This is a genomic window from Streptomyces sp. NPDC050732 (genome assembly GCF_040654255.1).
Taxonomy (GTDB): domain Bacteria; phylum Actinomycetota; class Actinomycetes; order Streptomycetales; family Streptomycetaceae; genus Streptomyces.
On record NZ_JBFAHP010000015.1, the window covers coordinates 153,108 to 166,878 of the forward strand.

At 71.8% G+C, this 13,771-nt stretch carries 12 protein-coding genes; 4 read left to right on the forward strand and 8 right to left on the reverse strand.

The features are described from left to right. The first annotated feature begins 1 nt into the window (after nt 1). A complete protein-coding gene (mmsB, locus tag AB0H82_RS16185; protein WP_362993055.1) occupies nt 2-1,231 on the forward strand; it encodes a multiple monosaccharide ABC transporter permease in 1,230 nt (409 codons plus the stop codon). Nucleotides 1,232-1,274: 43 nt separating this feature from the next. Further along, the gene (locus AB0H82_RS16190; protein ID WP_362993057.1) at nt 1,275-2,423 is read left to right on the forward strand and encodes an aldose epimerase family protein; all 1,149 of its coding nucleotides are present in this window, start codon (nt 1,275-1,277) and stop codon (nt 2,421-2,423) included. Between the two features lie 68 nt (nt 2,424-2,491). Here AB0H82_RS16190 and AB0H82_RS16195 read toward each other — a convergent pair whose 3' ends face one another. Then, complete coding sequence (locus AB0H82_RS16195) at nt 2,492-3,574, reverse strand: glycoside hydrolase family 43 protein (protein WP_362993059.1); 1,083 nt, start codon at nt 3,572-3,574, stop codon at nt 2,492-2,494. Between the two features lie 221 nt (nt 3,575-3,795). On the opposite strand from AB0H82_RS16195, the gene AB0H82_RS16200 reads away from it, so the two are divergent. Continuing rightward, the gene (locus tag AB0H82_RS16200) at nt 3,796-4,362 is read left to right on the forward strand and encodes a GNAT family N-acetyltransferase (RefSeq protein WP_362993061.1); all 567 of its coding nucleotides are present in this window, start codon (nt 3,796-3,798) and stop codon (nt 4,360-4,362) included. 15 nt (nt 4,363-4,377) lie between these two features. Here the strand turns inward: AB0H82_RS16200 and AB0H82_RS16205 are convergent, their stop codons facing one another. The 3 genes from AB0H82_RS16205 to AB0H82_RS16215 all read right to left on the reverse strand — a co-directional run bounded on the left by AB0H82_RS16205 (nt 4,378) and on the right by AB0H82_RS16215 (nt 8,150). After that, on the reverse strand, nt 4,378-5,112 hold the full coding sequence (locus tag AB0H82_RS16205) for an ATP-binding cassette domain-containing protein (protein WP_362993063.1): 735 nt from the start codon (nt 5,110-5,112) through the stop codon (nt 4,378-4,380). Then, nucleotides 5,109-6,131, reverse strand: coding sequence for an ABC transporter ATP-binding protein (locus AB0H82_RS16210; RefSeq protein ID WP_362993065.1), 1,023 nt, complete (start codon nt 6,129-6,131; stop codon nt 5,109-5,111). Before AB0H82_RS16210 ends, AB0H82_RS16205 begins: the two co-directional genes overlap by 4 nt. A gap of 246 nt (nt 6,132-6,377) precedes the next feature. Further along, complete coding sequence (locus tag AB0H82_RS16215; RefSeq protein ID WP_362993067.1) at nt 6,378-8,150, reverse strand: ABC transporter permease subunit; 1,773 nt, start codon at nt 8,148-8,150, stop codon at nt 6,378-6,380. Between AB0H82_RS16215 and AB0H82_RS16220 the strand changes: the two genes are divergently transcribed. Next, nucleotides 8,149-8,466, forward strand: a complete 318-nt coding sequence (locus tag AB0H82_RS16220; protein ID WP_362993069.1) for a hypothetical protein — start codon at nt 8,149-8,151, stop codon at nt 8,464-8,466. The two genes, AB0H82_RS16215 and AB0H82_RS16220, sit on opposite strands and share 2 nt — an antisense overlap. On the opposite strand, the gene AB0H82_RS16225 is transcribed toward AB0H82_RS16220, so the two are convergent. The 4 genes from AB0H82_RS16225 to AB0H82_RS16240 form a co-directional block, all read right to left on the reverse strand. Then, nucleotides 8,459-9,964 (reverse strand): ABC transporter substrate-binding protein, encoded by a 1,506-nt coding sequence (locus AB0H82_RS16225; protein ID WP_362993071.1) that lies wholly within the window; start codon nt 9,962-9,964, stop codon nt 8,459-8,461. The genes AB0H82_RS16220 and AB0H82_RS16225 overlap by 8 nt on opposite strands. Nucleotides 9,965-10,101: 137 nt before the next feature. Continuing rightward, nucleotides 10,102-11,100, reverse strand: a complete 999-nt coding sequence (locus tag AB0H82_RS16230) for an arabinan endo-1,5-alpha-L-arabinosidase (protein WP_362993073.1) — start codon at nt 11,098-11,100, stop codon at nt 10,102-10,104. Between the two features lie 25 nt (nt 11,101-11,125). Beyond that, the gene (locus tag AB0H82_RS16235) at nt 11,126-12,142 is read right to left on the reverse strand and encodes a polysaccharide lyase family 1 protein (RefSeq protein WP_362993075.1); all 1,017 of its coding nucleotides are present in this window, start codon (nt 12,140-12,142) and stop codon (nt 11,126-11,128) included. Between the two features lie 93 nt (nt 12,143-12,235). Then, on the reverse strand, nt 12,236-13,762 hold the full coding sequence (locus tag AB0H82_RS16240) for an alpha-N-arabinofuranosidase (protein ID WP_362993077.1): 1,527 nt from the start codon (nt 13,760-13,762) through the stop codon (nt 12,236-12,238). Nucleotides 13,763-13,771: the final 9 nt, after the last annotated feature.

Consider the following 13,771-nt stretch of genomic DNA (forward strand, 5'->3'; position numbering starts at 1 on the left):
CATGACCACCACGACCACGCCCCCGCGCGACACCGCGGCCACCCCACCCGCCAAGGCCTCCGTCGGTGAACTGCTGCTGCGCAGTGTGCGCTCCAACATGCGCCAGTACGGCATGCTCATCGCCCTGGCCTTCATCGTCATCCTCTTCCAGATCTGGTCGGACGGCGTCCTGCTGCTGCCGAGCAACGTCTCCAACCTGATCCAGCAGAACGGCTACATCCTCATCCTGGCCATCGGCATGATGATCGTCATCATCGCCGGCCACATCGACCTGTCCGTCGGTTCGCTGGTGGCCTTCGTCGGCGCCATGTCGGCGGTGATGATGGTCAAACACGACATGCCGTGGGTGCTCGCGCTCGTCCTCTCGCTGCTGATCGGCGCGGTCGCGGGGGCGTGGCAGGGCTTCTTCATCGCGTACGTGGGCATCCCGTCGTTCATCGTGACGCTGGCCGGGATGCTGCTCTTCCGCGGTCTCACGCAGATCGTCCTGGAGGGCCAGTCGCTCTCGCCGTTCCCCGACGGCTTCCAGAACATCGCCAAGGGCTTCATCCCGGAGATGGGCCCGTACACGCAGTACCACAACCCGACGCTGGTCATCGGCTTCGTGACGGTCGTCTTCCTGGTCTTCCGTGAATGGCGCAGCCGCAAGCAGCAGTTGGCGTACGACCTCGACGTCACGCCCACGAGCCTGTGGGTGGCCAAGCTGGTCGCGATCAGCGCCGCCGTCATCGCCTTCACCCTGACCCTGGCCAGCTTCCGCGGTGTGCCCGTCGTGCTGCTCATCATGTGCGGCCTGCTGATCGGCCTCGGCTATGTGATGCGCAACGCGGTCATCGGCCGGCATGTGTACGCGCTGGGCGGCAACAAGGCGGCGGCGAAGCTGTCCGGCGTCAAGGACAAGCGCGTCACGTTCCTGATCTTCGTCAACATGGGTGTGCTCGCGGCGCTCGCGGGCTGTGTGTACGCGGCGCGGCTGAACGCGGGCACCCCGCAGGCGGGCCTGAACTTCGAACTGGAGGCGATCGCGGCCTCGTTCATCGGCGGCGCGTCGATGAGCGGCGGCGTGGGCACGGTGATGGGTGCCGTGATCGGCGGCCTGGTGCTCGGCGTCCTCAACCAGGGCATGTCCCTGGTCAACATCGGCACCGACTACCAGCAGGTCATCAAGGGCCTGGTGCTGCTCGCCGCGGTCGGGTTCGACGTCTGGAACAAGCGCAAGGTAGGCCGGTAGCAGACCGGCCCGTCCACCCCAACCGAACCCTTTGGAGCCGTACATGGATACGAGCAGACGCACCGTACTGGCGGCGGCCGCCGCCACGGGCATCACCGCGGCCGTCGCCGGTACGTCGCACGCGGCGGACGGCGCGCGGCCCACCAAGGAGCTCTTCGGCAGGCTCGCCGACGGGACGAAGGTGTACCGCTGGTCGCTGGCGAACGGCGGCACGCGGATGAAGGTGCTGTCGTACGGCGGCATCGTGCAGTCCCTGGAACTGCCCGACCGGCGCGGCCGGTACACCAACGTCTCCCTCGGTTACGACACCGTGGAGGCGTACACCGCGGGGACCACCTTCTTCGGCGCGCTCATCGGCCGCTACGGCAACCGCATCGCGCGAGGCCGCTTCACCCTGGACGGCAGGACGCACCAACTGTCCGTCAACGACGGGGAGAACAGCCTGCACGGCGGCGCGAAGGGCTTCGACACGCGGGTGTGGGACGTGGAGCCGTTCGCCGGTCCTTCCGGCGTCGGCCTCGTCCTGCGCTACGTGAGCGTCGACGGCGAGATGGGCTATCCGGGGACGCTGCGGGTGAAGGTGACGTACACCCTCACCGGCCGCGGCGACTGGCGGATCGACTACACGGCGACCACCGACAAGGCGACCGTCGTGAACCTCACCAACCACACGTACTACAACCTGGCGGGCGAGGGCACCGGCGACGTCTACGACCACGAACTGACGCTGGCAGCCGGCCGGTTCACCCCGACGGACGCGGGCCTGATTCCGACGGGCGAGCTGGCGAGGGTGACGGGCACGCCCTTCGACTTCCGGCGCGCGAAGCGCGTGGGCAAGGACATCCGTGCTGCCCACCCACAGCTGGTGACCGCCAAGGGGTACGACCACAACTGGGTCCTCGACAAGGGCATCACCCACCGCCCCGAGCACTTCGCGACCCTGCGGGACCCGGAGTCCGGCCGCACCATGAAGATCGCCACGACCGAGCCCGGCGTGCAGTTCTACTCCGGCAACTTCCTCGACGGCACGCTGACGGGCCCCTCCGGACGCACCTACCGCCAGGGCGACGGGCTGTGCCTGGAGACCCAGCACTTCCCGGACTCCCCGAACCAGCCGTCGTTCCCCTCCACGGTGCTGCGCCCCGGCGAGACCTACCGGTCGAGCACGGTGCACACCTTCTCCGCCCGCTGATCAGGGCCCGCACGTCCGGACTGCGGCGCGACCCGGCCACGACCACGTGGGCCGGGTCGCACTGTTTCTCAGAAGCCGCGGCCGTCCGCCACGGGCATGCCGAAGTCCGGTGTGCCGTCGGCCTTCCAGCCAAGCCGCTGGATGCGGGTGTGCCGGTTGGGGTCGTGCAGCGGGTCGCCGGTGATCTCCTTGTACTGGCGGGCGTGGTAGACGAGGACGTCGGTGCGGCCGTCCTCGGCGACGGTGAAGGAGTTGTGGCCGGGCCCGTACTGCTTGGTGGTGTCGTTGCTGGTGAAGACGGGCTTCGGTGACTTCGTCCACGACGCGGGGTCGAGGAGGTCGCTGCGGGCGTCGGCGGTGAGCAGGCCCAGGCAGTAGTTCGAGTCGGTGGCGCTCGCGGAGTACGTCATGAAGACACGCCCGTTGCGCTTGATGACCGAGGCGCCCTCGTTCACCTTGAACCCGACGCACTCCCAGTCGAACTCGGGCGTGGTGAGCCTGACCTGAGGCCCCGTCACGGTCCAAGGGTTGGCCATGCGCGACAGGAACACGGCCGTGTTGTTGTCCATGCCGGGCTCGTACTGCGCCCAGGCGAGGTAGCGGGACCCGCGGTGCGTGAAGGTGGTCGCGTCCAGGGAGAAGGTGTCCCAGGCGGTGACGATCCGCCCCTTCTCCGTCCAGGTCCCCTTGAACGGGTCGCGGTGGGGGTTCTCCAGGACCCACATGCGGATCTTCCACACGTCGTCGGCGGGCGCGGCGGCGAAGTACAGGTACCACTTGCCGTCGATGTGATGGATCTCCGGCGCCCAGATGTGCGCGCCCATGTCACCGCTCGCGTGCTTGCGCCAGACGACGGCCTCCTCGGCGGTCGCGATGCCGCGCAGGGTGCGGGAGCGGCGCAGGATGATGCGGTCGTACTCGGGTGAGGTGGCGGTGAAGTAGTAGCGGCCGTCGGTGTGGCGGTGGATGTGCGGGTCGGCGCGCTGCCGGACGAGGGGGTTGGCGAAGGGGGCGGCGTGCGGCGTCGCGGCACGGGCGACGGCCGGGGCGGCGGCGAGGGTGCCCGCGGCGAGGGCCGCGCCCTTCAACACGAGTCTGCGCTGCGGTCGTTGGTGGTGATTCTGGTTCGTCGTGGATTCGCTGGGGTTCATACGCTGGCGCGCCTTTCCGGAGCGATGGGACGTCCGTGATTTCGAACAACATCTGTGATGTCGAACGTCGAAACGGTAAGCGGCGCGTTCCGAGCAGGTCAACGGGTAGGTTCAACGGGTAGGAGACTTTCCGGCTGTGACACGCGCTCCTGCCGTACGCACGCACCGCCTGAAGCACATATCCGGTGGCGGGCTCTCCTGCGAGTGGTGAAGATCGCGGCATGGACATCTTCCTGGAGACCGACCGGCTCGTGCTGCGTGCGTTCACCGACGCCGACGCCGACGTCGACCACCTGCTCGCCCTGGACAGCGACCCCGACGTCATGCGCTTCATCAACGGCGGCCGCCCCACGAGCCGCGAGGCGATCCGGGCCCGGACCCTGCCCAGGCTCCTCCACGACCACCCGTGCTTCGGGACCCGCGGCTACTGGGCCGCGCAGGAGAAGGACACCGGGGCCTTCCTGGGCTGGTTCGAATTCCGCCCGCTGGACGAACACAGCCCGGCCGTGGTGGAGCTCGGTTACCGGCTCAACAAGGCCGCCTGGGGCCGCGGTTACGCCACCGAGGGGTCACGGGCCCTGATCCACAAGGGCTTCACGGACCTCGGGGTGGAGCGGGTGACCGCGAACACCATGACGGTCAACGCGGGATCGCGGCGGGTGATGGCGAAGGCGGGCCTGTCGTTCCTCCGCACCTTCACCGGCGACTGGCCGGAGGCCATCGAAGGCTCCGAGCACGGCGAAGTCGAGTACGAACTCACCCGCACCGAGTGGGAGCGACGTTCGTAGTCCCCGGGGGCGGGGTCAGTGGCCGGTGAGGAACTTCCGGGTGTACGGGTCCCGGGGCGCGTCGAAGATCTCGTGCGTGGGTGCCGTCTCCACGATCCGTCCGGCCGACATGACGGCGACGCGGTGGGCGAGGTGGCGGACGAGGGGCAGGTCGTGGCAGATGAAGAGGTAGCCGAGTCCGAGGCGGTCCTGGAGGTCGGTGAGGAGGTTGACGATGCCGGAGCGGACGGAGGGGTCGAGCGCGGAGACCGGCTCGTCGAGGACGAGGAGCCGGGGGCCGAGGGCGAGCGCCCTGGCGATCCCGGCACGCTGGCACTGGCCGCCGGAGAGCTCGTGCGGCAGGCGGCCCGCGTACGCGGGGTCGAGGCCGACCAGCTCCATCAGCTCGGCCGCCCTTCCCGCGACGGGCCTGCCGTGCACACGCAGCGGCTCGGTGATGGTGGCGCCGATGGGGGTGCGGGGCGAGAGGGAGGCGTAGGGGTCCTGGAAGACGGGCTGGAACTGCGGCCGCAGCGCGCGCAGTTCGCGGCCGCGCAGCGTCGTCAGCTCCTGCCCGGCGAAGCGGACGCTGCTGCCCCGCTCGGGTCTGCGCAGTGCGAGCACGGCGGTCGCCGTGGACGACTTCCCGCAGCCCGACTCGCCCGTCAGCGCGAGCGTCTCGCCCTCGTCGATACGGAACGACACACGGTCCACGGCGATGTGCTCGCCGTACCGCACGACGAGATCGGTCACTTCGAGCAGCGGGGTCACGCGGCGGCCTCCTCGGCGTAGAGCCCGGTGAGGGGTGCGGGCAGCTCCCCCGAGCGGTGGCACGCGACGGCGTGCCCGGTACCGCCGTCGAGGAGCTCGGGTGCCGCCGCCCGGCACCCGTCGGCGGCCACCGGGCACCGGTCCGCGAAGGCACACCCGGCGGGGAGCGCGAGTGGGGACGGCGGATTCCCCGCGACCACGGGCAACGGCCTGCGCGCCGCACGCCGCGCCCCTGTGGCCCTCGGTAGCGAGGAGGCCAGGAGGCCCGCCGTGTACGGGGACTTCGGGTGGGTGAGCACCTGGGACGTCGGACCGGCCTCCATGGATCTTCCCGCGTACAGGACCACGGTGTGGTCGGCGTGGGCGGCGGCCAGGGGCAGGTCGTGGGTGATGAGGAGCAGCGCCGGGGACGTGGCCCCGGACGCGTGGGGTGCCGTCGTCAGGGCGTGCAGGATCTCCTCCCGGAGGCGGGGGTCGAGTGCCGTGGTCGGCTCGTCGGCGACGATCAGGTCCGGGGAGTTCACCAGCGCCATCGCGATCACCGCGCGCTGGCGCATGCCTCCGGAGAACTCGTGCGGGAGGCAGCGGGCGCGCCGTGCCGCGTCCGCGATGCCGACGCGGTCCAGCGCCGCGACCGCCCTGCGCCGGGCCTCCGCGCGCGGGACGCGGGCCACCGAGCGTACGGCGGCGGCGACTTGGGCGCCGACCGTGTGCACGGGGCTGAGGACGGCCAGCGCGTCCTGGGGCACGTACGCCATGCGCCGCCCCCAGAGGCGGCCGTAGACGTCCGCCCCCGCCCCGGCGACCTCCTCACCGTCGAGACGTACGCTGCCGGCCACCCGGGCACCACGCGGCGCGAGCCCGAGGACCGCTCTGGCGGTCAACGACTTACCCGCACCGGACTCGCCGACCAGGGCGGTGACCCGGCCGGCGTGAACATCAAAGGAGACCCCGCGCACCGCGGACACGGCGCCGACGGTCACCCTGAGGTCCCGCACGGCAAGCAAAGGGGTGCTCATGCTTTGGCCTCCGCGAGCATCGGGGACTGGGCCGTACGCACCGTGCGCGCGATGCGCGGCCGCAGCACGAGTGGGACGGCCGCGGGCACACGTAGACGCCTCGCGGCAAGCAAAAGGGCGCTCATGCCTTGCCCTCCGCGAGCATCGGGGACTGTGCTGTGCGCGGCGTGCGCGCGATGCGCGGCCGCAGCGCGAGTGCGAGGGCCGCGGGCACACGTAGACGCCTCGCGGCAAGCAAAAGGGCGCTCATGCCTTGGCCTCCGCGAGCATCGGGGACGGTGCCGTACGCGGCGTGCGCGTCGCACGCGCGGTGCGTGGCCGTACCGACGCCAGCGTCACCGCCAGACCCGCCAGCAGCGCGAGTGCGGCCGCCGGTGCGAGGGCGGCGACCGGTGCCCTTTCTACGTACAGCCGTGATTCGTCGAGCAGGAGCCCCCACTCGGGGGACGGCGGCCGCGCGCCGAGGCCGAGGAAGCCGAGGGCCGCCAGGGCGAGCGCGGTGCCGGGGAGGCGCAGGAGCGCGTGCCGGGCGACGGGACCCGCAACGGCGGGCAGCACGTGCCGGGTGAGGATCCACGCGGGGCTCGCCCCGATGGCCCGCTGTGCCGCCAGGTGGGCCCCGGCGCGCGTCTCCCGGACGAGCGCCGCGGCGTGCGCGGCCAGCGGCGGCCAGGAGATGAGCGCGACCGCGAGGGATGCGCCGAAGGTGCTGGGTCCGGTGAGGGCCGCGGCGAGGACGCCGACCACGACGGGCGGCAGCGCGTTGGCGATGTCGGAGGCGCCCGCGGCCACGTTCGGCAGGAAGCCGAGGACGAGCGCGACGAGCAGCGAGACGGCGCACACGGCGAGCGCCACGCCGACGGTGCTCGCGGCCCCGTGCCCGAGCCTGGCCAGCACGTCACGGCCGAGCGCGTCCGTGCCGAGGGGGTGCGCGGTGGAAGGTGCGGCGAGCCGCAGCGCGGTGTCGACCGCGTACGGATCGCGCAGCAGGCCCCACCCGGTGACGGCCGCGAGGGCCGCCCCGAGCAGGGCAGGAACCCTCGCCGGTATGTGTCCCGGCGGCGGCGCGGGCAGCGTGAGCGCCGAGCCCTTGAGCGCGGCGCCGAACAGCGCCTTCCGTACGAGGGCCGCGCAGCCGCCCGCCGCGAGCGCGAGGAGCAGCAGCGCGAGGACCGAGCCCTGGAGCAGCGGCAGGTCCTGGGACTTGGCGGCGCCGAGTGCGGTGCGGCCGAGGCCGGGCACCGCGAAGACGGTCTCGACGGCGACCGCACCGCCGGTCAGCCCGACCGCGACCAGACCGACCTGCGGCACGAGCGCGGGCAGGGCGCGCCGCAGCGCCGCCCCGGTCAGCCGGGCGGGGCTCGTCCCGCTCGCCCGCCACACGTCCGTCCAGCGCTCGCGGAACACGGCGGGCAGCGCGTCGTCCACGAGCCGGCCGAGCAGTCCGCCCGCGGGGACGCCCATGGCGAGGGCGGGCAGCACGAGGTGGCGTGGCCCCTGCCAGCCGGAGACCGGCAGGAGCCCGCACCACACGCCGAGCACGATCAACAGCACGGTGGCGAGCAGGAATTCGGGGACGGCGGCGAGCATCGCCCCGCCGGCTCCTCCCCCGCCGCGCAGGGTGCCGCGCGCGCCGCGTACCAGCGTGGGCAGGCACACGGCGGTCGCGACGAGCAGCGCCACGGCGAGCGAGGCGCCCATGAGGGTGAGCGAGACGCCGAGTCCGGCGAGCACGGAGGGGAGCACGTCGGCTCCGGAGACCCAGGAGGTGCCGAGGTCGCCGCGGATCAGGCCGCCGGCCCAGCCGGTGAGGAGGGTGAGGGGCCCGGCGTCCAGGCCGAGGTCGGCGCGGATCGCCGCCAGCGCCTCGGCGGTGGGCTCCTGCTCGGCGGAGCGCGCGCGGAGCACGGTGAGGGCCGGGTCCCGGCCGGAGAGCCACGGCAACAGACCGACGACGGCAAGCACGCCGACAAGCACACCTCCCCGCACCAGCCCGGCCCGAGCCGCACCCGACCGCATGACCCGCCACATCCCGCCCGACCGCATGACCCGCCACATCCCACCCGACCGCCCGATCAGCCGCGCCTCGCCCGACCGCCCGATCCACCGCGCCCCGGCCGCGGGCCGCCCGCCCCGCAGCCCGGCAGACGACCGCCCGCCCCGCGCCCGGACGCACCACCCGACCCGCCGCACCCCGGCCAACGGACGTACGGCCCACGCCCCCGCCGCCCCGGCGGCCCCGCGCACCCGGCGCATCCGGCGCGCCACGAACCGCGCCCGCCGCCCCACGACCCGCACCCGTCGCGCCAAGTACCGCACCTCAGCCATCACTTGACGTACGTGTCGAGCGTGATGAGCTCACGTTCGCGTGGGTCCTTCGCGGAGCCCACGACGTTTGTGGCGTCGCCCTGGATGACTCGTTCGTGGAGCATGGGGATGGCCGCGTCGGTGTTGAGGATCGCGGTCTCGGCGTCGAGGACCGCGGCGCGGCGGGCGGCGCCGGACGTGGTTTCCTCCGCCGTGCGGACGGCCTTGTCGACGACCGGGTCGGCGAGCCGGGAGATGTTGAAGGAGCCGTCGCCCGCGAAGTCGCTGCGCAGGTACGCGGCCGGGTCGCCGGAGTCGATGACGGTGGCGCGGGAGAGGACGAACGCGTCGAACTTCCCGGCCAGCGCGTCCGCCTCGATGGCGGCGTACTCCCGTACCTCCAGCTTCACCTCGAAGCCGGCCTTCTTCAGCTGCTGCTGGAGCGTGGCCGCCACCTCGGGCAGCTCGGCCCGGTCGGTGAAGGTGCCGATCGTGACGGTGTCGCCGGACGGCTTCGCCGGCTCGGCGGCGCGGGTGCGTCCGGCGCGTTCCGCCGCCCAGGGCAGGGCGGGCCCGAGCAGGCCTTCCGCGGTGTCGGCGCGGCCTTCGTAGATGTCGTCGACGAGGGCGTCGGCGTCGATGGCCTCGCGGGCGGCGGCCCGCTGTCCGGCGTCCTTGAAGACGCCGTGGGCGGTGTTCAGGTAGAGGGTGTTGGTGCGCGGCATGGGCACCTCGGTGATCTGGTCCTTCTCCAGGAGCGAGGCCTGGGAGACGGGGATCGCCTCGACGATGTCGGCGTCGCCGCTGCGCAGGGCGGCGGCCCGCGCGGCGCCGTCGGGGACGAACGTCACGTCGATGCCCGCGGCCCTGGCACGCCCGCCCCAGTACTTCTCGTTGCGGTCGAGGGTCGCCGACGACGTGCCGTCGGCCTTCTTGAGGACGAAGGCGCCGGTGCCCGCCCCGACGGGGTCGACCGTGCTGCCCCGGTACGCCTTGGCGGCCAGGACGGACAGCTGCGGCGAGGAGAGCCGCTGCGGGACGAGCGGGTCGGGCTCGCCCGTGGTGACGACGACGGTGTCGCCCTCCGCCCCCGTCCCGGCCTCGGCCTTGAAGTCGACGCCGTCGAGGATGCGCGGCTTGGGGGAGGCGGTCGCCGCCTCGGTGAGGGACCGCACGGCGGCCCGGGCCGTCAGCGGGGTGCCGTCGTGGAACGTCACGCCCTCGCGGAGGGTGAAGGTCCAGGTGCGCTCGTCCGTCCGCTTCCACCGGGTCGCGAGCGCGGGTTCGGCGTCGCCCTCCTCGTCCAGGGTGACCAGGGTCTCCGCGGTGGACCAGCGCGACAGCTTGAAGGCGTCGTCGCTGAGCGGGGAGAGGCCGGAGCGGGGCGGGTTCATCATCGCCACGCGTATCCGTTCGCCGCCCGACGCCTTCCCCGAGCCGTCCGCGCTCGCGGCGAAGCACCCGGTGAGAGCGAGCACGGAGGACAGGGCCAGGGCGGCGGGAGGCAGCAGCTTGCGATGGCGCACGGGACTTCTTCCTGGAACGGGACACGTCGACTTTGCGGCTGCTCGACCATAGCAGCATGACAATCGTTTTCAATAACGAGTCGATGTGTCGACGTATCCCGTCGCAGGGCCGGCCCCGAGCCCGGTCCAGGGCCCGGTCAGCGGGCGACCGGCCAGCCCGAGCTCCAGTCGAGAAGGTTGACCCCGAGCTTCGGGGTGCCGTTGTCCTGGCCGTCGTAGTAGTGGTAGACGAGCAGGTCGCCGTCGACGTCCTTCAGCACGGACTGGCCGCCGGGACCGATGTACCGCCCGTGGGACTCCAGGACGGTGGTGCCTCCGTTCCGCGTCATCGCGACGCCGTTCTTGTCGTAGTACGGGCCCGTCGGGGAGGAGGCACGCCCCACCTTGATCTTGTACGTCGAGTTCGTGCCCGCACAGCAGGTGTCGTACGACGCGAAGAGGTAGTAGAAGCCGTTCCTCTTGACGACGTACGGCGCCTCGACCGCCTTCGTCCCGGTCGGCCGGGAAGCCAGCGAGTGGCGGGTCGTGTCGCCCGCGTACGGCTTGCCCGTCGCGGGGTCGACGCGGATCATCTTGATCCCCGTCCACCAACTGCCGAAGGACAGCCACCACTTGCCGTCGTCGTCGACGAAGAGGTTCGGGTCGATGGCGTTGTGGTCGCTGTCCGGGCCCGAGGTGATGACCGCTCCGTGGTCGGTCCAGGTGCCCGGCTCGCCCGTGGTGGAGCCCGCGAGCCCGATCGCGGACGTGTTCGAGCCGAAGCTGGAGACGGAGTAGTACATCAGGTACTTCCCGCCGTGGTACGAGATGTCCGGAGCCCAGGCCTCCGGCACGGAGGAGTACCGCGACCACCAGCCCGGCCGGCTGCCGAAGGCGTCCGCGCCGGCGCGGAAGGCGATCCGGTCGGTGGAGGCCCGGTGGCCGACGCCGCCCCCGGTGGCGTACAGGAGGTACTTGCCGACCGGGGTGCGGACCATCGTCGGGTCGTGGACGACGGTGCTGCCGGTGACGGTGCCGGGGTTGGGATAGGCCGACGCGGTGCCCGGCACGAGGGCGAGCAGCACGGCGGCGGGCAGGGCGAGGAGGGCTCTGCGCCCCGTGGTGGAGCGGATGCTGCGCAGGAGGGTGCGGCTCACACGGTTCTCCTTGCTCTTGAGGGCGTCAGAGCCTTCCGGCACCCGCGCCCTGCGTGACGGACGCGACGACCGACGAGGCGGGCTCGGCGGTGTAGCTGTAGGGCGGCTTCGTGAAGGAGCCCACCTGCGAGATCTCCGTGGCGGCGCCACCGAGGTCGTTGCCCCGCAGCACCGCGTAGCCGTCGACGTCGCTGCTGCGGCTCGTGGTCACGGCGATCTTGGTGGAGCGGAAGACGTTGTTCTCGACGAGCATCTGGGCGCCCATGCGGGAGTGCGCCGCCGTGTCGGCGCCCTGGACGTAGTTGTCGTAGAAGTGGCCGGTGCCGAAGCGGAGGCTGGGGATGCGCGAGTAGACGTTGCTGAAGTGGTTGTGGTGGTAGGTCACCTTCAAGTGGCCCTTGTCCTCGGCGCCGTTGTTGTCGCTGTGGCCGACGAGGGAGCCCTTGAAGTGGTCCTTGAAGGTGTTCCACGACACGGTGACGTTGTCCGAGCCGTGGTTGATGTCGAGAAGGCCGTCGTAGTAGTCCTTGTCGTGCTCGCGGTCCGCCGAGAAGGAGTTGTGGTCGATCCACACCTTCGTCGACTCCTGCACGGTGATGCCGTCGGCGGGCGCCACCGGCTTGCTGATGTTCAGGTTGCGCACGACGACGTTGGTGGCCTCCTTCACGCGCAGGCCGCCGCCGGTGAAGCCGGAGGCCGAACCGGTGCCGAGGACCGTGGTGTTGGAGCCGATGTCGACCTGGCCGCTGAGCGGGATCAGGCCGTTGACCTTGACGACCTTGGCGGTGTCCCCCGCGACGGCGGACTTGAAGGCGGCGAGCGTGGTGACGGTGACGGGGGTGGCGTTGCCACCGCCCGTCGTCCCCGCGCCGAATCCGATCGGCGCGTTCTCGGCCTGCGCGGACCGCGCCTCCGCCGACCGCGCGGGTTCGGCGGCGGCGAGGTGCGGGAGCGCGGCGCCGAGCGCGAGTGCGGCGGCGCCGGCTCCGGTGAAGAGGATCAGGTGGCGGCGGCGGTCGTTGCCCCTGCGGTGCGTGGTCATGTCGACGTCCCTTCAGAGCGGCTCATGGGGAGGTACGCCGGATAGTCGCCGCCACCCGTCACCAGGTTGCCGGTCGGGCCGGGAAAGCTCGGGTCACCTGAGCCGGATCACGTTCCAGGACAGCGGCTCCAGCGTGGCAGTCAGCGTGCCGTCCCGGAGCTCCGTGCCCGTGACCTCGTGCGGGGCGACCCGCTCCGGCTCGGCCAGGGTGTTGCGGGCCTCCGGATCGGCGTCCGCGAGGGCGCTGTGTTCGACGACGGACGTCACGTCGAGGCCGCTCAGGGCGACTTCGAGGGGCAGCGGTGCGGACTGGTGGCGGTTGACGGCGAAGACGGTGACGGTGCCGTCGTCGGCGCGCACCGCCGTGGCGTGCAGCAGCGGCACCTCGCCGAACTTCGCCGTCTCGTACGTCGGTGAGTCCACCCGCACGTCGAGGACCCGCCCGCGTCCGTACCGCGACGCCTGGGCGAAGGGGAAGAACGTGGTCTGCCGCCACGCGGGGCCGCCCGGCTCCGTCAGGATCGGCGCGATCACGTTCACGAGCTGGGCGAGGCAGGCGACGGCCACCCGGTCCGCGTGCCGGAGCAGCGCGATGAGCAGGGAGCCGAAGACGACGGCGTCCGTGACGGAGTAGTTGTCCTCCAGGAGGCGGGGTGCCTCGGGCCAGTCCGACGTCCCGTCGAGGCGGGCGGCCGCCGCCTCCTCCTGGCTCCTGGTCAGGTACCACACGTTCCATTCGTCGAAGGAGAGGTTGATCTTCTTCTTCGACTTGAGGCGTGCTCCCACGTGGTCGCAGGTCGCGACGACGTTCTCGATGAAGGACTCCATGTCGACGGCGGAGGCGAGGAACGAGTCGCGGTCGCCGTCGGTCTCTTCGTAGTAGGCGTGCAGGGATATGTGGTCGACGAGTTCGTACGTCTCGGCGAGGACGGTGGCCTCCCACGCGCCGAACGTGTCCATGGCCTGGCTCGACGAGCCGCAGGCGACGAGTTCCAGGGCGGGGTCGATCTGCCGCATCGCGCGGGCGGTCTCGGCGGCGAGCCGCCCGTACTCCTCGGCCGTCTTGTGGCCGGTCTGCCAGGGGCCGTCCATCTCGTTGCCGAGGCACCAGAGCCGGATGCCGAAGGGGTCCTTGTCGCCGTGCGCGGCACGCAGGTCCGAAAGGGCCGTGCCGGAGGGGTGGTTGGCGTACTCCTGGAGCTCCAGTGCCTCGGCCACTCCCCTGGTGCCGAGGTTGACCGCCATCATCGGCTCGGCCTGCGGGCCGATCTTCTTGAGGAAGGCGATGTACTCGGAGAGGCCGAAGCGGTTGGACTCCGTGGAGCGCCAGGCCAGGTCGAGGCGGCGGGGCCGCTCGTCGACCGGGCCGACGGAGTCCTCCCACTTGTAGCCGGAGACGAAGTTTCCGCCGGGGTAGCGGATGGTGGTCACACCGAGTTCGCGGATCAGGTCGAGGACGTCCCCGCGCAGGCCCGTCTCGTCCGCCGTGGGGTGGCCGGGCTCGTGGATGCCGGTGTAGACGCACCGGCCGAGGTGTTCGACGAAGGAGCCGAAGAGGCGGGGGTCGACATCGCCGACGGCGAAGTCCGGGTGCAGGGTGAAGCGGGCGGTACGGGTCATGACTTACCT